We start from the raw sequence: 19,737 nt of genomic DNA, 5'->3' as shown, positions 1-19,737 counted from the left end.
TGTCCACGCCGGATAGGCGGGGACAAAACGGCAACAAGCGGACAATTAGAGTGCTACCTAAACCGGACAAGTTAATTAGCTATCGACACGCGCCCTGGCAGGGTCATCGTATTTGGATTTTCTGTCGGCGCTATTCGCCGGACGCGGCGTGGCCAGGAGAAGCGGTTTGGAACCGCGGATGAACGCCGATGCACGCAGATTGAAGTTACGCTGAAAACTGGGTTCAAAGACCTTGCATATCCTTTCCACATCCGTGGTCCAGCATCGTGCGTTTCAGGCAAATGCCATTGCCCTGGCGTTGCCATTCGGGTGCGAAACCATCGCTGGGCACGTGGCGGTCGGGCGATGTCCGCGCCGGCGCGGATGCGTCCACAGTTTGCTTGGACGGTCATTTTGGCGCTGATTGCCCAGCGGCGGGATGATCGTCCGGCCGATCTCGAGCGCGCGATCCGCCTCGGCTTCGAGACTGTATTTGTCGAGGCTCGGCGGCCGCGCTAGTATTTGTCGAGGCTCTCCAAGTATTTGTCTAGGCTCCCACAGTATTTGTCGATGCTCTCCCCATATTTGTAGGCGCCCCCCAGTATTTGTCGAGGCTCCGCGCGATATTTGTCGAGGCTCCCCCCAGTATTTGTCGAGGCTCCACGCAGTGGCGGTATCAGCGAAATGCCTTGGCGATGCGGCCCCAATCCTCGATCGCGGACTCGTGGCCCGGGACGATCGGGATGACGAGTTGCGAAAGGCCGCCATCGCGCATCGCCTCGATGCGTTGCTTGATGTCCTGCTCTTGCCCGGTGAAGGTGGTCTGGCGGATCAGTTCGGCGGTGATGAAGCGGTCTTCCTCGGGCTTCACCGCGATGCAGTGGCCGGTATGGTTGAGCAGGTAGCGAGCATCGGCGGGTTCGAATTCGCGCGCCGCGTCGACGTAGCCTTGCAGCGTGTCTTTCACACTGTCGGCGACGGGGGAGGTATTGATCCAGCCTTCCATGTCCAGGTCGGCGGCGCGATGCAGCAGCACCGCGGCGCGCGGACCGGCCTGTGCGCGGACGCGCGGACTGTCGAGGGTTTCGCCGTCGCGCAGCACGCACCCCCAGATCCAGGCCGAGGCATACAGATCGCTGGCGGGCCGGCCGCTGTCGGTCCAGGTCTTGCGCATGCCGTTCAGAGCCGCCAGGCCGTCATCGACGCCTGACATCACGGTTTTCCATGCCGCGCCGTGGCGCGCGGTCATTTGCCGTCCTTTCGGCCCGAGGGCGGAGATGTGCAGGCGGATCGGGTCCTTGATGTTGATCAGGCCCAACTCGGGGTTGAGGAATTTAAGCTTTTTCCGCACTCCGGGATCGACCTCGGCTTCGGTCATCTCGCCGTTCAGCAGGGCGTAGACGATGCGGATGTATTCCTCCATGTCGGCGAGCTTCATCGCGCCCAGCCCCATGGCGCGACGGGCGGAAAATCCGGTGCCGACGCCGAAGTCGATGCGTCCCGGCGCCATCGCGTTGAGCGTGGCGAAGGCCGAGGCGGTGACGGCCGGGATGCGGTTGGTCGGCACCAATACCCCGGTGCCGAGGTGGATGCGGGAGGTCTTCAGTGCCGCCGCCCCCATCGCCACGAATGGATCGCCGACCAGCATCTGGGTGTCGTAGAACCAGGCATGGGAGAAGCCGAGTTCCTCGGCGCGCTGTGCCACCTTCCAGCTATCGAAGGCGGTGGGAATGCCGATGCCGAACTGCATGATCTTGGTTCCTCGGATTTGCGCGCAGGTTATGGCGTGACCGAGCGGCGTCAATCCGCCGGGACGCCGGGATCGCGGGGGCGGATCGGCAGGTCGTTACAGCCTGGATCAAAATAGACGCGCGTTTCGCTAACCTTGGGTGGTTGTAGGCCGTTGCGCCGGCGCACCGGCGGATAGTTCAGGAAAGTCCTCCTCGCGGAACTCGGTGGGTTGGCGGGTCCCGGTGGCAGCGCGCTGATTTTCGGTCTGACGCAGCTCGACGCGCCTGATCTTGCCGGAAATGGTTTTCGGCAGTTCGCCGAACTCCAGGCGGCGGACCCGATTGTACGGAGCCAGGGTGGCGCGTAGGTGGCGGAAGATCGACAGCGCGGTGTCCCGGGTCGGTTCCGCCCCGGCGGCCAGGGTGAGATAGGCTTTCGGCACCGCCATGCGCAGCGGGTCGGGAGCCGGCACGACGGCAGCCTCGGCGACGGCTGGATGTTCGATCAGGGCGCTTTCCAGCTCGAACGGGCTGATGCGGTAGTCGGAGGCTTTGAACACATCGTCGGCGCGGCCGACATAGGTGAAATAGCCCTCGGCGTCACGGGTCGCCACGTCGCCGGTGCGGTAGGCCAGATGGTTGCCGGCCTGATCGCCAAGGGTGGCGAAGCTGCCGTCGTCGTTCTGGTAGCCGCGCATCAGGCCGATCGGTGCGGGATCGAGTTCGAGGCAGATTTCGGCCTCATCGGCGGCGCGACCGTCGGTGTCGAGCAGGCGGACCCGGAAGCCTGGGGACTCCTGGCCCATCGAGCCCGGCTTCACCGGCTGGCCGGGAAAGCAGCCGATTTGCAGGGTGGTCTCGGTCTGGCCGTAGCCTTCCCGCGGGGTCTTGTTCCAGACCTTGCGGACGTGCTCGATGACTTCGGGGTTCAGCGGTTCGCCGGCGGAGCAGACTTCTCGCAGCGAGGTTTGCCAGCGGGTCATGTCCTGCTGCACGAACATGCGCCAGGCGGTGGGCGGGGCGCAGATCGTGGTGACCTTGTGTTCGGTGATCGCGTCCAGCATGGCGGCGGCGTCGAAGCGCGGCTCATTGGCGATGAACACCGTAGCGGCGGCATTCCACGGCGCGAAGAAGCAGCTATAGGCGTGCTTGGCCCAACCGGGGGAGGAGATGTTCAGGTGCATGTCGCCGGGGCGCAGGCCGATCCAATACATCGTGATCAGGTGGCCGGCCGGGTAGCTTTGATGGCTGTGCTCGACCAGCTTGGGGCGGGAGGTGGTGCCGGAGGTGAAATACAGCAGCAATGGGTCGGTGGCGTTGGTCGGGGCGTCGGGTTGGAAGCTGGCCGGCGCTTGCAGCAGGGTGTCGTAGTGGTGCCAGCCGGCGGGCGCCTCGCCGACCGCGATGCGGGTGACCGAGGGGTCGAGGCCATCGAATTTCGCGGCATCGGAAGCGGCGGCGATGAGGTGGCGGGTGCGGCCGCGGTCGAAGCGGTCCTTCAGGTCCGAAGCGGCCAGCAGCGTGGTGGCGGGGATCACCACGGCGCCGAGTTTCATCGCCGCCAGCATGCACTCCCATAAAGGGACGACGTTGCCGAGCATCAGCAGGATGCGGTCGCCGCGCTTGACGCCGAGGGCAGCCAGGCCGTTGGCGACGCGGCTGGAGGCTTCGGACAGTTCGGCGAAGCTGCGGGTCGCGGCGCCGGGACCGACGATCTTGAGCGCGAGGTCGTTCGGGTGGGACCGGGCGAGTTCGGCGTCGAACCAGTCGAGCGCGTAGTTAAAGTGGTGCAGATCGGGCCAGTGGAAGTCTCGGTGGGCGGAGGCGTAGTCCTCGCGGTGGGCGAACAGGAAGTCGCGGGCTGCCTTGAACGCCTGGGTTGTCATTGTTATCGCCTCCCGAACGAGTTTTTCATTCCCGCTTCTGCTGCGCCAGCCAACGAAACACAACCGAGAAATCCTTGTTGCCGTCGCCGGCGTCGACGACCTGCTGGTAAAAGCTGAGTGCCTTGGCGGCGAGCGGGGTGGGCGAGGCGGTGGCGTCGGCCGCGGCCTGCGACAATTTGACGTCCTTGACCATCAGCGCGGCGGCGAAGCCGGGGGCGTAGTCGTGGTTGGATGGCGCCGCGGGCACCGGGCCGGGTGCCGGGCAGTAGTTCGACAAGGCCCAGGAATTGGCCGTCGCGGTGGCGCAGATCTGGTGCAGCTTGTCCAACTCCAGGCCGAGTTTCCGGGCCAGCAGAAAGCCTTCGGAGACGCCCACCATGTTGATCGCGAGCATCATGTTGTTGCAGATCTTCACCGCCTGTCCGGCGCCGGGACCGCCGGCGTGGAAGATGTTCTTGCCCATTGCCTCGAGGATGGATTTGCCTTTGGTGAAGGCGTCCTCGGTGCCGCCGACCATGAAGGTCAGTGTGCCGTTGCGCGCGCCCGCGGTGCCGCCGGAGACCGGTGCGTCGAGCATCGCCAGGCCGGCGGTTTCGGCGGCGGCGGTGACGGCGCGGGCGGTTTCGACGTCGATGGTGGAGCAGTCGATCAGCAGCGGCGCGGCGGCCTTGGTGGCCTCGATCAGGCCGCCCTGGTGCAGATAGACCTCGCGGACGTGGTCACCGGCGGGCAGCATGGTGATGACGATGGTGGCGCCAGCGACCGCGTCGGCGGCGCTTTTGGCGGTCTTGCCGCCGGCCTTCGACAGCGCGTCTAACGCCGCCGGGTTCAGGTCGTAACCGGTGACGGTGTGGCCGGCTTTCACCAGATTGGCCGCCATCGGGGCACCCATGTTGCCGAGGCCGATAAATCCGATTGTCGCCATGATCAGAGCACCTCGAAGATTTCGTAGACCGGACCCTGCGGCGGCCGGCTGCCGCTACCGATACCGAACACCTTGTTGAGCCAGGCGTATTTCGGGGCCGCGGTTTCGAAGGTTATGGCGATGCGGAAGTAATACTCTGACGGATCGACCGGTTGGCCGGCGTCGACCTTTTCCATCACCGCGGGCGGCCCGTGGCGCAAGCCCTTGTAGGTCAGCCCGATCGCGGCGCCGTCGTCGGTTTGCAGCACGATGCGGACGTCGAGTGTGGTGACCCCGTCGGGCCGCACGATAATCCAATCGGTGCCGCCGGGCAGCACGGTGCCGCGCAGCTTGGGGCCCTGGAAGGTGCCCCCGGCAACCAGGCCGACGCGGCGGTTGCCGGCGGGGGTTTCGCCGATCGGCTGCATGCCGCTGACGGCGAGCTCCAGGGTGAGCAGATGGGACGTGCGGATCTCGGGCATCGGGTCTCCTGCGCCGGGTTGGGCGGATGAGACATGATCCGAGGTGGACAGACAAGGGAGGTAGGGACCGGACGAATACTGAACCGGCAATCGATCGCGGAGCGGTCAGGGCGGGCGGTCGTTGTCCTCATCCGATTGCTGTCCCGGCCCCGGACGGCGCTGAACCCGAAAGCGATCAATCTGTTGCTGCAACCGCGGCAGGTCGGTGTTGACAGTGGCCCAGACCAGATCCCAATCCACATCGAAATACTCATGGATCATTTTGCTGCGCATGCCGCGCATCTCGATCCTGGGCAGTTCGGGATGGCTGGCTACAACGCGGGTCCTAGCGAAGCATTGACCGCGCTTCAATGACAGGGAGGCGGGCGGGCGGGCTCTGAGCGCCGAGAACGCGGCTGCAAGCGGCGCGATCAGGGCATAGCTTAGCGTTACGGCTTCGAGTTCGGTGATTTGTGCCTAGCAGTTCCATGATGGATGCGTGCTCGATCCAGGCGCCGCGCCGCCGATTGGTGCCTGGGGCAAACCTGACGTAACCTCGGGCAATGACGTGCTTACTCACAAGCAGTAGGAACCCACCATGACCGACAGCTACCCGCTGCCCGAATCCAACCTTTCGGCACTCGAATTCGCTGCCAAACCGCTCGACCACCTGGACGCGCTGATCCAGTCCCACATCGCCGAGGGTCGCTATGCCGGCGCGCAAATCGCGTTGGCTAGGAACGGCAAGCTTGGGTTGTCGCGGACCTATGGCGACGCCAAGACCGAGGGCGGCAAGGTCGCGGCCAGCAACGAGACGCTGTTCTTGCTGTTCAGCCAGACCAAGGTGCTGACGTCCTCGGCGGTGTGGACGCTGGTGGAGGACGGCACGCTGTCGTTCATGGACAAGGTCGCCGACTTCCTGCCGGCGTTTGCCGAACGCGGCAAAGGCGAGATCACGCTGCAGCAGGTGATGACGCATCAGGGCGGCTTCCCGAATGGGGATGTGACGCAGGCGACGTGGACCGACCACGCGCTGATGCGCCAGCAGGTGTGCGACTTTTCGCTGGAATGGACGCCGGGAACGCGGCTGCAATATCACTCCCGCGCGGCGCATCTGGTGCAGGCGATGGTGATCGAGGCGGTGACCGGCAAGGACTACCGCGACGTTATCCGCGAACGGGTGGTGGAGCCGCTGGGTCTGGGTAACGACGTTTTCGTTGGTGTGCCGGAGGCGCAGCAGAGCCGGTGTGCCGATACCTATGCGCCGGAGCAGCGTGACAACTCCGCCGCGATGCGGGCGGCCGGGCTGCCGAGCGGGGGTGGGTTTGCCACGGCGAGGGGCATGGCGGCGTTCTACCAGATGCTGGGGCATGGCGGACGGCTGGGAACGGTGCGGCTGTTTTCACCTCGGTTGATCGCTTATGTGTCGCGTGGTCATACCGGTGAGGCGCCGGACCTGCAGATGGGGGGTATCCCGATGCATCGCGGGTTGGGACCGCACGTGCGGGGCGACAGCGATCGCATCCGCGGCCTGGGCACGATCGGCGCGCCGGTGACGTTCGGGCATGGTGGGGTCGGGTCGTCGTACTCGTGGGCCGACCCGAGCAGTGGGGTTTCGTTCTGCTATTTGACCAACTTTGTCCGTCCCGATCCGTGGCATTCGGCGCGGCTGGATCGGGTGGCCAATCTGGTGCATGCGGCGATCGATTGAGCTTTGCGCTCGATCGGGCGGAATGCCGTTCGGTTGGTCAGAACCTATGGGCCGAGCGTAATTTCAAGAATTACTGGAACGCGGACGCCATGACGGCACCGCCGCTCCGAGACCGCGCTGCCGCCACCCGGCGACTTGCGCCTGGCTTGAAGTAACTGCATCGGAGTTCGGCGCGGCGGCGACCACGGCATGAACCGTCGAAAAAAGCGCAAAGAGGAGAAAGACCAGGTCGTGATACGCCGCGCTGAGTGCTGCCCCACTGATCAGAAAGGTAAGCAGGCTGAGCTGTAGCATACTCGCGAGCCTTGCGGCCCACTGCAGGTCAGGGCGGTTTCGTGCCGCTGCCTTGATCTGCAAGCTATCACGGACACAGCTTGCGATGATGCCAAGGAAGACCAGGAATCCGAGAAACCCGGTATCGCCGAGTATTTCGAAGTAGATGCTGTGGGCGGCGTGCGGTCTGACATCGGGCGCCTCGGTCGGAATGAACGACAGTTTTCCGAAGCTCGGAACATAGGCGTCCCAGACATTTTGCGATTGCACCGCGTGCATGCCGCCGCCGAGCAGGGGATGATCGAGGGCGATAAGGGTGCTCAGCTTCCACACCACCACTCGTCCCATGAACGACGAATCCTGATCGGCATCCTGGATCGTGTCCATGCGCTGGGTCCAACTGTCCGGCACGGTTTTGACCAGCACGAGTCCAGCGATCAACAGCGCGGCTATATATCGGACCTTGTGCCGCGTCCTGGCTATGCCTGCCATCGCCAGAATGAGGAGTCCGACCATGCCACCGCGAGATGCCGTGGCGATCACGCAAATGGCGAACAGGATGATGCCTGCCAGCGCACCAAGCCGCAATGACCGGGCCTCTGATACCTCGCGGACATAGGCAAGCATCGGCATGGTCATCAGGACGATCAGCGCGACCTGGTTGTTGTCGCCCCAGTTCGGCATCCCCTCGACTTTGTGGCCGCCGCCGGAGAGAAGGTATTTCAGCGCTTCTCCGGCACCATTAAATCCGACTGCCAGGCAGATCGTCAGCAGCAACAGGTGGATGCGCAAGCGGGTACGCATGAAGCAGACCACGAGCAGATTGAGGGCGACGATCTTCCAGAGTTTGTCGAGGATGTCCCACCCCAGCGACGCATCGGACAATGCGGTGAATTGGGCCAGAGCGGCTATCACCAGGAAAATCAGCACCAGCGCGGTGGTCCGGTCGCAATGGAATGCCTTGTTCTCCTGACCGGTAAGCAGCGCCACCAGGGTCAGGCCCGTGGCGAATTTGGCATAGGGCAGCGTGGCGCCGAAGCCATAGAGGAAGTTGTTGGGGTCGAGCAGCGACACGTACGCCCAAAACGCGATGCAGATGTCTGGTCGATTGAGCCCCATCGGAATGATGGCGACGATCGCGGCCAGGAACATGGCGTCCCGCATGGCAGCCTACCGCGATGGACGCCAGGGCCGCGCGGTCTGTCGCGCTGGCGCGGATTGGCTGGGTAGTTCAGCCTTGTAACGAAAGAGACCCGTCGTGGCGCCAGGGGCGCCTTGGTTCCCGATCGCCCAGGCGAACACTCCGAGTAACATGCCGACGTCGAGGCACAGCAGCAATGCTTCCATTCAACGACCCTCGCCACAACCGAACCGGATACGCGCACCCCAGATACGAGCACCAGCGAGACGGAACGCCTCGGTGGCTCCAGGAACTTGCCAATACGTTATGACATGGTTCGGGCGACGGTGCTGCTAAATTCCGAATTTCCTCGGTCCAATTGGCCGCGGGACACCAACAGGCTGAGGCCTGGCGCAACAGGGCGGGTGAATTGTGCAGCGCCGCCAAATATTTCCGCTGCTTTGTTCAGGCTTTGTGGTAACAGGACCCAAAGCACCGCGCCGGATGTCCATCCATGAGTCGCTGCGTCTTGCCCGCTGCTCGGCCTTGGAGGTCGTGGTGGGTTCATTTGTTTGCCTGCCTGACCGTGCTGGCGGCCCTGGGTGGTTGCGGCGGTAACCCTGGACACCACGCACGTGTGCAGCGCAATCCGTCGCGTTATTATCCGCCTCCGGGCCCGGCGAGTGACCCATGGGGTCCATATATCCACGAGGCATCCGGCCGGTTCGGTGTGCCGGAGTTATGGATACGCCGGGTCATGCGCCAGGAGTCCGGTGGGCAGGAGGATGTGATCTCCTGGGCCGGGGCGATGGGGCTGATGCAGGTGATGCCGGACACCTACGAGGGTCTGCGCGACCGCTACGCTCTTGGCGAGGACCCGTTCGACCCGCACAACAACATCCTGGCCGGGACCGCCTACCTGCGTGAGATGTATGACCGGTTCGGATCGCCGGGGTTCCTGGCGGCTTACAATGCCGGGCCGCAACGGCTGGACGCCTATTTGAGTTCTGGCAGGGCGTTGCCGAGCGAGACGGTCAACTATGTCGCTTCGATCGCGCCGTTGCTGGGGCCTGGAACGCCGGCCTCGGGCCCGCTGGCAGTTTACGCCGATCGCGGCATTCGCCTGGCGTCCCGGGCCACGGTATCCGGCTGCGATCCGGACGCGGCGTATAATCCCGACGGCCCGTGCACACCATTGCGCCCAGCGGCGTTGGTGACGACCGCGGCGGCCGGGCCGGCTGATACGGCCGCCTATGGCCAGGATGCGTGCGACCCGGACGCGGCTTATGACCCGACGCGCCCGTGCCGGCCGGTGCCAGCCGCCCCGGCGGCAACGGCTTCGGAGCCGGCGTATGCTCCGGCATATGCGCAGGGTGCCTGTGACCCGGACGCCGCTTATGACCCGACGCACCCTTGCCGCCCGGTGGTCGCCGCCCCGGCAGCGACGGCTTCGGAGCCGGCGTATGCTCCGGCATACGCGGAGCGCGCCTGTGACCCGGGCGCCGCGTATGATCCGACACACCCGTGCCGTCCGGTGCCGGCTGCTCCGGTGATGGTGGCGCAGGCCCTGCCGCCGCCGGCCGCGATCGTCGCGCAGCCGCTGCCGCCGCCGAGTGCTTTGCCGGGACGCCAAGGCGGTTATGCGGCGGAGATGCGACCGCTGCAGGAGCGCGTGGCTCGGCAGGTGGCGTTCTCACCCGAACCATCGCGTGGCCGATGGGCGATCCAGGTCGGTGCATTCGCCAACCTGGCCAGCGCTCAGGCAGCGGCAGAGGGCGCCCGGTCGGTGGTGCCCGATCTGCTGCGGACGGCGAAAATCGAGCTTCCCGCGACCACGCCGCTGGGCAACCAGAGAGCATTTCGCGCGCGGCTGTTCGGGCTGACCGCGCCGCAGGCGGAGGATGCGTGCACACGGCTCAGCGGCCGGGGTATGGCCTGCATCACCGTGCCGCCAACGCGCGGGTCATTCTGACCGGTCGACGTCGCAGAGAGGCGGACGATGGTTCAGAAACGATAGTCGGGCTTGCCGTCCTCGATCAGGCGCAGGGCGGCGTCCCAGACCATGGCGTAATGCGCGTCGTTTTCCTGACTGGCAAATTGTGCGGCGGTGTGGGCGCAGACCTCGGGCGGTGGCAGGATGATCTCGCGGCCGCCGGACAGCGCGGCGATCTGGGCGCCGCAGGCGCGCTCCAGCATGTAGATCATGTGGAACGCCTCGGCGATCGAGGTGCCGCCGACCAGCAGGCCGTGGTTGCGCAGGATCATCGCCTTGTGCTGGCCGAGATCGGCGACCAGGCGCTGGCGCTCATCGATGTCGAGCGCGATGCCCTCGTAGCCGTGGTAGGCCAGCCGGCCGTAGAACTTGCAGGCGTGCTGTGACAGCGGCAGCAGGCCGTCCTTCTGCGCCGATACCGCGATCCCGGCGGCGGTGTGGGTGTGCACGACGCACATCAGGTCGTGGCGCGCCATGTGGACGGCGGAGTGGATGGTGAAGCCGGCCGCGTTCACGTCGCGGCTGCTGAGCCCGCGCTGGGGTTCGACGATGTTGCCTTCGACGTCAATCTTCACCAGGTCGGAGGCGCGCATGTGCTGGAAATTGACGCCGTAGCGGTTGATCAGGAAATGGTGGTCCGGACCGGGGATGCGGGCGCTGAGGTGGGTGTAGACCAGGTCGGTCCAGCGGTGGTGGGCGATCAGGCGATACAGCGCCGCGAGATCGCTGCGGATCTGCCACTCGGCTTCGGAGACGCCGGCGACTGACGCCGGGGAGGTGGTGATGTTCATGCGATGCGGTCCGTGCAAATGATGGTCCCAAGGTCAACGCAGCGATGGCCAGCGTCAAGGCGCCAGTGGTGCGTACCCACAAAAGGGCCGCGGTACGGGCCACTTCGGTCCAGTGTCTGCCCCAGAGGTTTGTCGCAGCTTGCGGCGGACGTGTGGAACAGCGGGCCACGGAAGACAAAGAACCAGTGTCGCCAGGCTGTTGTTCGCCTGATGTGGCGAACTTCGGACTCGGGCCACTATTGGGATTTCAGTTCGCGCAGGATCGGCAACAGATACTCGGCGAAAAGCGTTGGATTCTCGGCGAACGGGAAATGGCCGATGCCGGGCATCACCTGGAATCTCGCGCCGGGGATCCTGGCGGCCGTCGCGGCGGACATTTCGGTTGTGCACGAGTAATCGTACTCCCCGGTCAGCATGAACAGCGGGCACCGGTTGGTATCGATCCGGCCGATACGCTCACGGGCGTCCCAGTCGCCGGAATAGAGTGCGATGTCGCCATGGAACACCGCCGAACCGCCCTGGCCGTAGTGCCAGGCGATTGCTTCCTGGTATTCGGCGGGACTTTGCGGCGCGCAGAGTGCCCTGATCCATTCCGGAACGAACAGCGACTGGTTGACCTGGGATGCGCCGCCCAACTGGTCTGGCGCCGCTCGATCTTCTCGCAGGCCTCGCAGGCGACGATGCCGGTGAACGCCTCGGGATGGCGGTAGGCGAGTTCGAGGCAGATCTCACCCGACATCGACGCGCCCAGTGCGATCGGCTTGTCCAGGTGCGCAGCGGCCATGAAGCCCATGATGAGTTCAACGTAGAAGTCGGTGTTCAGGCGCCACGATCCGGGAACGGCGGCGTCGGGCGGCGGTGACTTGCCGTGCCATGGCATGTCGAACGCCACCAGTCGATGGTGGTCGATGATGCGGCTATCGGCCATCAGGCCGTGGAATTGGCGGCCGTCGGAACCGGCGGTGTGCATGCACAGCACGTCCCGGCCGGTGCCGGCGGTTTCGTAGTAGATCTGGTGGGTGATGCCGCCAATGGTGACCGGAACGTAGCCGCCCTGGGAGTTCGGCGCCGGCCGTGGTCCCTGCCTGGGCGCCAGGTTGACCGGTACCGGAGGTTGGTTGCCGAGCGCCAGCCATTTGCCGATCTCCAGCACGCGGCGGGCGATGTGGGCGTGCTGCACGAACGCCAACTGGTTGCCCTGGATGGTGAATTCGGGCACCCGGTAGTGCATCGCGAAGATGCCGTGGTGGTGTCTTGGCGGGATCGGTTGCAGGAATTTCCGCCACACTGCCTGGGGCGCGGCGAGGGTGAACGCGGGTTCGCCGGCGGTGTTGGGTTGAGGCTTACCATCCAATACGCTGAACACGGCCGTTTCGGAGTCGCTGGCGATGGCGAAGTCGATCGACCATGGGCCGTGCCATGCCGCTAGCGAGGCGTCGGCGGCGCATGCCTCGCGCCAGGAAGAGACGGGCGGAAACGGGGTCATTGCGGATCGATCACCCGCAGCACGACCGGATGGTACTGCTCGCCATGGCCGGCCTGTTCGGCCTGCTTCAGCCGCTGCATGGTCAGGTTTGCCGCTGCCATGTCGAGGCCGGAGGTGGCGGCCATCTCCAACGCGTAGGACAGGTCCTTGATCGCATATCGGGTGGAGAACGCTCGGTCGGGGAACTCGCCTGGCAGCATTGCCTTGAGCCCGTGGTTGCGCAGCACGAAGCTGTCGCCGGAACCCATTGCCATGGTGGGCAGCAATATGTCGGGCGGGACGCCGTGGCGGCGGCCGATGGCGATCGCCTCGGCCAGGGCGCCGCAGTGCTGGAACACCAGCATGTTGTTGAGGATCTTCACCACCTGGCCGCAGCCGACCGGGCCGCAATGGGTGACGTCGGTTCCCATCGTCTGCAGGATCGGGCGGATGCGGGCGAAGGTGTCCTCGGTGGCGCCGACCATGATGCTGAGCTCGCCGCGCGATGCCGCTTCGCGGGTGCGGGCGACCGGTGCGTCGGCGTAGAGGATGCCGTTCGCGGTCAGCCGGGCGCCGATCCGGCGGGTGAGTTCGACCGAGGACGTGCTGGTGTCGACGACGCATTGGCCGGCGCGCAGATGCGGCTCGAGCTGACCGACGACGGCATCGACGGCGCGGCCGTCGGGCAGCGACAGCAGGATCACGTCGGCGGCGGCGATGTCGTGCAGCGATCCGGCCTTCACACCGTGGGCCGCAAGCCGCTGCAACGGTTCGGCCCGCAGGTCGTGGGCGAGGATCGGTATTCCCGAACGGCGTGCGAGGTGGCCGCACATCGGTTCCCCCATCACGCCGAGACCGATGAAGCCGATCGCGGCCATCGCCGGTCCGGGTGATGGCGTTGCGGTGGAAGCAGGCGCGGCGGGCGATGCGGGCATGGGCGGTGCTCCTCGATGGGGAGGTTTTCCGCGCGCGCTGGGCCGATGTCAAAAAGCCGGTTAGGCGCACACCCCGATTAGGCGCACACCCCGGTTAGGCGCACACCCCGATCAGGCGCACACCAGGGCGAGCCGGCGGAACGAGACGGCCAGGCGCCTGTCGTCGGCCTCTCCCGCCACCAGCATGGGGCTGGCGGCGTGGGGGTGGTGCAGGACGATGTCCACTGTCGGGCGATCGGCCAGCAGATGGCCTGGCAATACGCAGCCCACCTCGCCACGCGGCAATGGGGCGAAACTGCGCACCAGGGTTCCGCCGACGACCACGTCCAGCCGCTGGCGCGGCAGCAATGGCGGCCTGACAAATGGCAGGACATCCATTTCCAGCCAATACTCTTCGGCTGGCCCAGGGACTTCGACGGTGATCAGACTACGCTCGTCGACCGCCCATTGGTGGCCGGCCTCGGGTCCGGACCAACCGTAGCCGAGCGAGGCGCCGGCGTTGCCTTCGGTGCCGAAGGTCAGTGCGGTGCGCCGTGCGGGTTCGACGGCCTGGCGCACCAGGCGGCCGTCCCGGGCGTGCGACCAGAGCGCATGGGCGCGGCGGAGCATCCGCATCCAGGAGTCGAAGTCCAGGTCCGGCACGGCCTCGCGTTCGGCGAGGCGGCGCACGTAGCCGACCATCATGCGGTCATCCGCGACCTCCACCGTTCCTGGAGGGTGGCCGGTGCAGGCGGCCTGCACCAACAGCAGGAGACTTGGGCCGTAGCCGGACAGCGCGATGCGCAGGTCGATCAGATCGCCCGCCAGCAGCGGTTCGTTTTGGCGAAAGACCAATATCTTGACGGGATGGCGCAGGTCGTCGAGCAGCTTTTGGGCGAGGAAACCGACGGTGCGGCACTGCTGCCGGTGCAGCGCCTCCGGCGCCATTTCGTTGAGCTTGACGTGCGCATGATAGGTGAAGTCGTACTTGGTCAGCTTGACCATGTACTCGCCGTTTTCGGGGCTGAGGCGGATATGGTTGGGATCGGCGATATTGGCGAAACCTGCTTTCAGCCCGCGCAACAGATTTCGCAAAGGGACGCCGGCGAAACGAAGCAGTCCCAGCGGTTCTTCCCCGGCGCGGCGCTGCACGAGGCCGAGCTCGCAGTTGTCGCCGATGCTTTCGAATTGTAGCACCAGGCTGCGGTCGTCGAGCGACGCGTGGTTCGGGTCAGCGTCCATCAGCGGATTTCGCTCCTGACTAGTATCCCGCGTCAGAGACGCGCGATACGTCGTTACTTGTTAAAGTATCCGATTCACGCGGCAAATCGTGGACGTTCGGCGCCTCACGCTTTTCTGCGATCGGCTAGCGGATCGGTCGGGTATAGGCCGGCAGCACACGCTCGCTCAATGCAAACCCGCCAGGGGCAAACCCGCCAGGGGCAAAACCGCCAGGGGGCAAAACCGCCAGGGGGCAAAACCGCCAGGGGGCAAAACCGCCAGGGGGCAAAACCGCTACGGGCAAAACTGCCAGGGGCCAGGCTGCCAGTGGAAAGCTGTCAGTGGAACAATACCCCGGCCGCCGCCTGCGCCGCGGACACGACCGGGGCCGGGAACAGGAAGAAGAACCCGGTGAACAGTCCGGTTGCCGCAACCACGAAGGACAATGAGGCGGGCCTCGGGTCGAAGCGTTCTGCCGCCGGATCGAAGTACATTACCTTGATGATGCGGATATAATAGAACGCGCCTACGACGCTGGTCAGCACGCCGATCACCGACAGCGTCCACAGGCCGGCCTGCACGGCTGACAGGAAGATGTAAAGTTTGGCGAAGAAGCCCGACATCAGCGGGATGCCGGCCAAGCTGAACATGAAGACGGCCAGCGCCAGCGCCAAGGCCGGATCGTTGGCGGCAAGGCCGGCGAGGTCGGAGATCTGCTCAACTGCTCGGCCGCGGCGGCGCATCGCCAGGATGCAGGCGAACGTCCCGGCGGTCATGAAGACGTAGATCACCATATAGACCAGGGTGCCGCGCACCCCGGCGGCGTTGCCCACCGCCAGGCCGATCAGCGCATAGCCCATGTGGCCGATGGAGGAATACGCCATCAGCCGCTTGATGTTGGTCTGCCCGATCGCGGCGAACGCGCCCAGCAGCATCGAGGCGATCGAGACGATCACCACCAGGATCTGCCAGGCGCCGACCAGGGAAGCGAACGACGTGCCCATCACGCGCAGCAGCAGCGACATCGCGGCGACCTTCGGGGCGGTGGCGAAGAATACGGTGACCGGGGTCGGTGCGCCTTCGTAGACGTCTGGCGTCCACATGTGGAACGGCACCGCCGAGACCTTGAATGCCAGCCCGACCAGGACGAACACGATGCCGACCACCAGGCCGGGGGAAGCGGCTTGCGGATGCACCAGCAGGTCGCGCAGCGAATACAGATCCATGGTGCCGGAGAAGCCGTAGACCAGCGACATGCCGTAGAGCAGCAGGCCGGAGGCCAGACCGCTAAGCACGAAATACTTCAGCCCGGCCTCGGACGAACGCAGATCGTCGCGGGCGAACGCGGCGAGCACATAGAGCGCCAGGGATTGCAGTTCCAGGCCGAGATACAGCGTCATCAGGTTGGACGCCGAGGCCATGATCATCATGCCGACGGTGGAGAACAGCATCAGCACCGGGAACTCGAAGCGGGCGATTCCCTCGGAGCGATTCCAGTCCAGCGCCATGATCGACGACAGGGCCGCGCCGGCCAGGATGAGGATCTGATTGAAGGCGCTGAACGGGTCCGACACGAACTGGCCGCGGAAGCCGAAGCCGTTGGTTCGGGTCAGCACCAGAAGGCCGGCGATCAGGAAGCCGCCGATGACGAACATGGTGCAGAGCGAGGTGCTGTCCTGCTTGCGCAGCACGCCGAAGATCAGCGTCGCCATGCCGATGGCGGCGAGCACGATCTCGGGCAGGGCGAGGGTCCAGTTCATCCGTGCATCCCGATCAGTGCATCGCCGCGGCGAGCTTGGTGGTGGCGGCGAGCGCCGCGGTGTGCTGCTGCACCATCGCCCCAACACTGGCGTCGAAGTAGCCGGTGAAGCTGGACGGATAGATCCCCATCCACAAGGTCAGGACGATCAGCGGCGCGAATACCGCCCACTCGCGCGGGGTGAGGTCGAGGATGTTGCGCAGGTCGTCGCGGGTGATGCGGCCGAAGATGATGCGGCGGTAGAGATACAGCATGTAGGCCGCGCCCAGGATCATCCCCATGCCGCCGAGCAAGGCGAGCCAGAAATTGACTTGCAGGGAGCCGATGATGACGAGGAACTCGCCGACGAAACCGGCGGTGCCGGGCAGGCCGACCGAGGCCATCATGAACAGCATGAAGATCAGCGAGTAGGCCGGCATGCGGTCGGCGAGGCCGCCGTAGCGCGAGATCTCGCGGGTGTGGATGCGGTCGTAGACCACCCCGACGATCAGGAACAACGCGGCCGAAACGATCCCATGCGACAGCATCTGGAACAGCGCCCCGGTGATGCCTTGGACGTTGAAGGTGAACATGCCGATGGTGACGACGCCCATATGGGCGACCGAGGAGTAGGCGATCAGCTTCTTCATGTCCTGCTGCGCCAAGGCGACCAGCGAGGTGTAGATCACCGCCACGACTGAAAGGGTGAACATGAACGGGGCGAACGCGGCGGCGGCGTTGGGCAGCATCGGCAGCGAGAAACGCAGGAAGCCGTACGCACCCATCTTCAGCAGCACGCCGGCCAGGATGACCGATCCGGCGGTCGGTGCCTCGACGTGGGCGTCGGGCAGCCAGGTGTGGACCGGCCACATCGGCACCTTGACCGCGAACGAGGCGAACAGGGCGAGGAACAGCCAGTTCTGCATCCCGGCCGGAAAGCTGGTGTGCATCAGGGTCGGGATGTCGGTGGTGCCGGCGTGCAGCCACATCGCCAGCAGGGCCAGCAGCATCAGCAGCGAGCCGGTCAGCGTGTAGAGGAAGAATTTGACCGCGGCGTAGACTCGGCGGGGGCCGCCCCAGACACCGATGATGAGATACATCGGGATCAGCACGCCCTCGAAGAACATGTAGAACACCACGAAGTCGGTGGCGCAGAACATGCCGACCATCATGGTTTCCAGCACCAGGAAGCTGATCATGAACTCGCGCACGCGGGTGTGGATGGCGTCCCAGGCGGACAGGATGCAGATCGGCGTCAGCAAGGTGGACAGCAGCACGAACAGCACGGAGATGCCGTCGACGCCCATGCTGTAGCCGACCTTGTAGTCGGGCAGCCAGGTGACCCGTTCGTTGAACTGGAAGCCGGCCTCGGACTGGTCGAACTTGACCCACAGTACAAGCGAGAGGACCAGCACCAGCAGGCTGGTCCACAACGCGGTCCAGCGGGCGTTGCTGGCGACGGTCTGCTCGTCGCCGCGCACCAACATGATAATCAGGCAGCCGACCAGCGGCAGCCAGGTGATCAGTGAGAGGACCGGGAAGCCGGCGGCGTTGGTGACGGGGTTCATGGCAACCTCACCGGCTCAGCATGAAGATGCCGACCAGCACGACGACGCCGATCAGCATGACGAAGGCGTAGACCGCCAGTGAGCCGGTCTGGATCTTCACCACCTGGCGCGAGCCGTCGGTGGTCAGTTCGGCGAGGCCGTTGGGCACGCCGTCGATGATGGTGGCGTCGCCGACCTGCCAGAACAGGCGCGACAGGCGGATCGCCGGCTGCACGAAGATGGTGTTATACAGTTCGTCGAAGTACCATTTGTTCAGCACGAAGCGGTAGATGCCGTTGAAACTTTGTGCCAGGCGCACCGGCAGCAGCGGGTTGACGATATACATCAGGAAGGCCGCGGCGATGCCGAGCAGGGCGAAGACCAGGGGGGCGAATTCGACCCAGGCGGGGACGTGCTCGAGGTTTTCGATGACGTGGTTGTTCGGGGCATTGAAGATCGCGCCATTCCAGAAATGCTGCCAGTCGGCGCCGATGAACCAGTTGTCCAGTGCCCAGCCGGCGAAAATCGCGCCGATCGAGAGCACGATGAGCGGGCCGAGCATGACCCACGGGCTTTCGTGGGCGTGCTCCAGCACGTGGTGGTCGGCGCGCGACTTGCCGTGGAAGGTCATGAACAGCAGCCGCCAGGAGTAGAACGCGGTCAAGAACGCGGCCAGCACGGTGCAGATGAAGGCGTAGATGCCGATGCCGGTGCCGGCGGCATAGGTCGCCGAGATGATCGCGTCCTTGGAATACGAGCCGGCGAACGGCGGAATGCCGGCCAGTGCCAGGTTGCCGATCCACATCACCGTGCAGGTGATGGGAATGACCCGCGCCAGGCCGCCCATCTTGCGCATGTCCTGCTCGTCCGACATCGCATGGATGACGGACCCGGCGGACAGGAACAGCAGCGCCTTGAAGAAGGCGTGGGTGATCAGATGGAATATCGAGGCCTGGAAAGCACCCACGCCGGCGGCGGCGAACATGTAGCCGAGCTGGGAGCAGGTGGAGTAGGCGATGACCCGTTTGATGTCGTTTTGGGCGCAGCCGATGGTGGCGGCGAACAGTGCGGTGGAGGCGCCGATGAAGGTCACGAATCCCAGCGCGGTGGGGGCGTATTCCATCAGCGGCGACATCCGCGCCATCAGGAACACGCCGGCGGTCACCATCGTCGCGGCATGGATCAGGGCGGAGACCGGGGTGGGACCCTCCATGGCGTCGGGCAGCCAGACGTGGAAGCCGAGCTGGGCCGACTTGCCCATGGCGCCGATGAACAGCAGGAAGCCGATGACCTCGAGCGCGGGGAAGGTGGTGCCGAACAGGGTGTAGCTGTCGGCGGCGTGCTGGGCGGCGGCGGGGAAGATCACTCCGAAATCGAGCGACCCGAACTTGAAGAAGATCAGTGCCAGGCCGACCGCGAACGGCAGGTCGGCGACGCGGTTGACGACGAAGGCCTTGATCGCGGCGGCATTGGCAGCCGGGCGATCATACCAGTAGCCGATCAGCAGGTAGGAGCAGAGGCCGACGCCTTCCCAGCCGAAGAACAGTTGGGTCAGATTGTCGGCGGTGACCAGCATAAGCATGGCGAAGGTGAACAGCGACAGGTAGGCGAAGAAGCGGTATTTCGGGTTGGTCTCGTGTCCCATGTAGCCAATCGAATAAATGTGGATCAGCATCGACACGAATGAAACCATCGCCACCATGACCGCGGACAGCGTGTCGTAGCGTAGCGCCCATTCGACGTGGAAGCGGCCGGCCTCGATCCAACTGCCGAGGTCGAGCACGCCGGGATCGGCGCCGGCGACCAACTGGAAGAATGCCAGCGGGCCGCAGATGGCGGCGATCACCATGCCGAGGATGGAGGCGCTCATCGCGGCCTTGTCGCCGATCGCGCGGCCGAGCAGGCCGGAGACCAGGGCGCCGGCGAGCGGGGCGAAGACGGCGATCGGGAAGATCATGGGCAAATCCTTGGCGCGGCTGGGCGCTGTCGGGTCGTCTGAGACGC

Annotated in this window: 17 protein-coding genes; 3 read left to right on the top strand and 14 right to left on the bottom strand. The window is 65.2% G+C overall.

Annotated features, from left to right (window positions below; translation table 11 throughout):
- Nucleotides 1-345 precede the first annotated feature (345 nt).
- Nucleotides 346-498: a hypothetical protein gene (locus ACQY4T_RS01550; protein WP_428536658.1), complete on the top strand. Its 153-nt coding sequence runs from the start codon at nt 346-348 to the stop codon at nt 496-498.
- 157 nt (nt 499-655) lie between these two features.
- Here ACQY4T_RS01550 and ACQY4T_RS01545 read toward each other — a convergent pair whose 3' ends face one another.
- From ACQY4T_RS01545 to ACQY4T_RS01525, 5 genes are all read right to left on the bottom strand, one after another.
- The gene (locus tag ACQY4T_RS01545; protein WP_428536655.1) at nt 656-1,729 is read right to left on the bottom strand and encodes an LLM class flavin-dependent oxidoreductase; all 1,074 of its coding nucleotides are present in this window, start codon (nt 1,727-1,729) and stop codon (nt 656-658) included.
- Between the two features lie 129 nt (nt 1,730-1,858).
- Complete coding sequence (locus ACQY4T_RS01540; protein WP_428536652.1) at nt 1,859-3,595, bottom strand: AMP-binding protein; 1,737 nt, start codon at nt 3,593-3,595, stop codon at nt 1,859-1,861.
- Nucleotides 3,596-3,620: 25 nt separating this feature from the next.
- Nucleotides 3,621-4,520: a 3-hydroxyisobutyrate dehydrogenase gene (gene mmsB, locus ACQY4T_RS01535; protein ID WP_428536649.1), complete on the bottom strand. Its 900-nt coding sequence runs from the start codon at nt 4,518-4,520 to the stop codon at nt 3,621-3,623.
- 2 nt (nt 4,521-4,522) lie between these two features.
- On the bottom strand, nt 4,523-4,981 hold the full coding sequence (locus ACQY4T_RS01530; RefSeq protein ID WP_428536646.1) for a DUF3237 domain-containing protein: 459 nt from the start codon (nt 4,979-4,981) through the stop codon (nt 4,523-4,525).
- A gap of 105 nt (nt 4,982-5,086) precedes the next feature.
- On the bottom strand, nt 5,087-5,392 hold the full coding sequence (locus tag ACQY4T_RS01525) for a HepT-like ribonuclease domain-containing protein (protein ID WP_428542651.1): 306 nt from the start codon (nt 5,390-5,392) through the stop codon (nt 5,087-5,089).
- A 166-nt stretch (nt 5,393-5,558) separates the two neighbouring features.
- Between ACQY4T_RS01525 and ACQY4T_RS01520 the strand changes: the two genes are divergently transcribed.
- Nucleotides 5,559-6,671: a serine hydrolase domain-containing protein gene (locus ACQY4T_RS01520; RefSeq protein WP_428536643.1), complete on the top strand. Its 1,113-nt coding sequence runs from the start codon at nt 5,559-5,561 to the stop codon at nt 6,669-6,671.
- A 63-nt stretch (nt 6,672-6,734) separates the two neighbouring features.
- Here the strand turns inward: ACQY4T_RS01520 and ACQY4T_RS01515 are convergent, their stop codons facing one another.
- On the bottom strand, nt 6,735-8,108 hold the full coding sequence (locus ACQY4T_RS01515) for a putative O-glycosylation ligase, exosortase A system-associated (RefSeq protein WP_428536640.1): 1,374 nt from the start codon (nt 8,106-8,108) through the stop codon (nt 6,735-6,737).
- Nucleotides 8,109-8,578: 470 nt separating this feature from the next.
- Between ACQY4T_RS01515 and ACQY4T_RS01510 the strand changes: the two genes are divergently transcribed.
- Entirely contained in the window at nt 8,579-10,036 is a 1,458-nt protein-coding gene (locus tag ACQY4T_RS01510) for a transglycosylase SLT domain-containing protein (protein ID WP_428536637.1), read from the top strand.
- A 32-nt stretch (nt 10,037-10,068) separates the two neighbouring features.
- On the opposite strand, the gene ACQY4T_RS01505 is transcribed toward ACQY4T_RS01510, so the two are convergent.
- The 8 genes from ACQY4T_RS01505 to nuoL form a co-directional block, all read right to left on the bottom strand.
- Nucleotides 10,069-10,848, bottom strand: coding sequence for a class II aldolase/adducin family protein (locus ACQY4T_RS01505; RefSeq protein WP_428536634.1), 780 nt, complete (start codon nt 10,846-10,848; stop codon nt 10,069-10,071).
- A gap of 236 nt (nt 10,849-11,084) precedes the next feature.
- Nucleotides 11,085-11,264 (bottom strand): alpha/beta fold hydrolase, encoded by a 180-nt coding sequence (locus ACQY4T_RS01500; RefSeq protein ID WP_428536631.1) that lies wholly within the window; start codon nt 11,262-11,264, stop codon nt 11,085-11,087.
- On the bottom strand, nt 11,258-12,334 hold the full coding sequence (locus tag ACQY4T_RS01495) for an alpha/beta fold hydrolase (protein ID WP_428536628.1): 1,077 nt from the start codon (nt 12,332-12,334) through the stop codon (nt 11,258-11,260). The genes ACQY4T_RS01500 and ACQY4T_RS01495 overlap by 7 nt, the downstream gene beginning before the upstream one ends.
- The gene (locus tag ACQY4T_RS01490; RefSeq protein WP_428536625.1) at nt 12,331-13,248 is read right to left on the bottom strand and encodes an NAD(P)-dependent oxidoreductase; all 918 of its coding nucleotides are present in this window, start codon (nt 13,246-13,248) and stop codon (nt 12,331-12,333) included. Before ACQY4T_RS01490 ends, ACQY4T_RS01495 begins: the two co-directional genes overlap by 4 nt.
- A gap of 111 nt (nt 13,249-13,359) precedes the next feature.
- Nucleotides 13,360-14,379 carry a hypothetical protein gene (locus ACQY4T_RS01485; RefSeq protein ID WP_428536622.1) on the bottom strand — a complete coding sequence of 340 codons (1,020 nt, stop codon included), beginning with the start codon at nt 14,377-14,379 and terminating at the stop codon, nt 13,360-13,362.
- 407 nt (nt 14,380-14,786) lie between these two features.
- Nucleotides 14,787-16,208: an NADH-quinone oxidoreductase subunit NuoN gene (gene nuoN, locus ACQY4T_RS01480; protein ID WP_428536619.1), complete on the bottom strand. Its 1,422-nt coding sequence runs from the start codon at nt 16,206-16,208 to the stop codon at nt 14,787-14,789.
- A 13-nt stretch (nt 16,209-16,221) separates the two neighbouring features.
- A complete protein-coding gene (locus tag ACQY4T_RS01475) occupies nt 16,222-17,754 on the bottom strand; it encodes an NADH-quinone oxidoreductase subunit M (RefSeq protein ID WP_428536616.1) in 1,533 nt (510 codons plus the stop codon).
- 7 nt (nt 17,755-17,761) lie between these two features.
- Nucleotides 17,762-19,690, bottom strand: a complete 1,929-nt coding sequence (gene nuoL, locus ACQY4T_RS01470; RefSeq protein ID WP_428536613.1) for an NADH-quinone oxidoreductase subunit L — start codon at nt 19,688-19,690, stop codon at nt 17,762-17,764.
- Between the last annotated feature and the right edge of the window lie 47 nt (nt 19,691-19,737).

Origin of the sequence: Rhodopila sp. (assembly GCF_965277825.1) — a bacterium.
In the GTDB taxonomy this organism is placed as follows: Bacteria; Pseudomonadota; Alphaproteobacteria; order Acetobacterales; family Acetobacteraceae; genus Rhodopila.
Note: the sequence above shows the minus strand (reverse complement) of the source record. Positions and strands in the feature narration are given on the sequence as shown.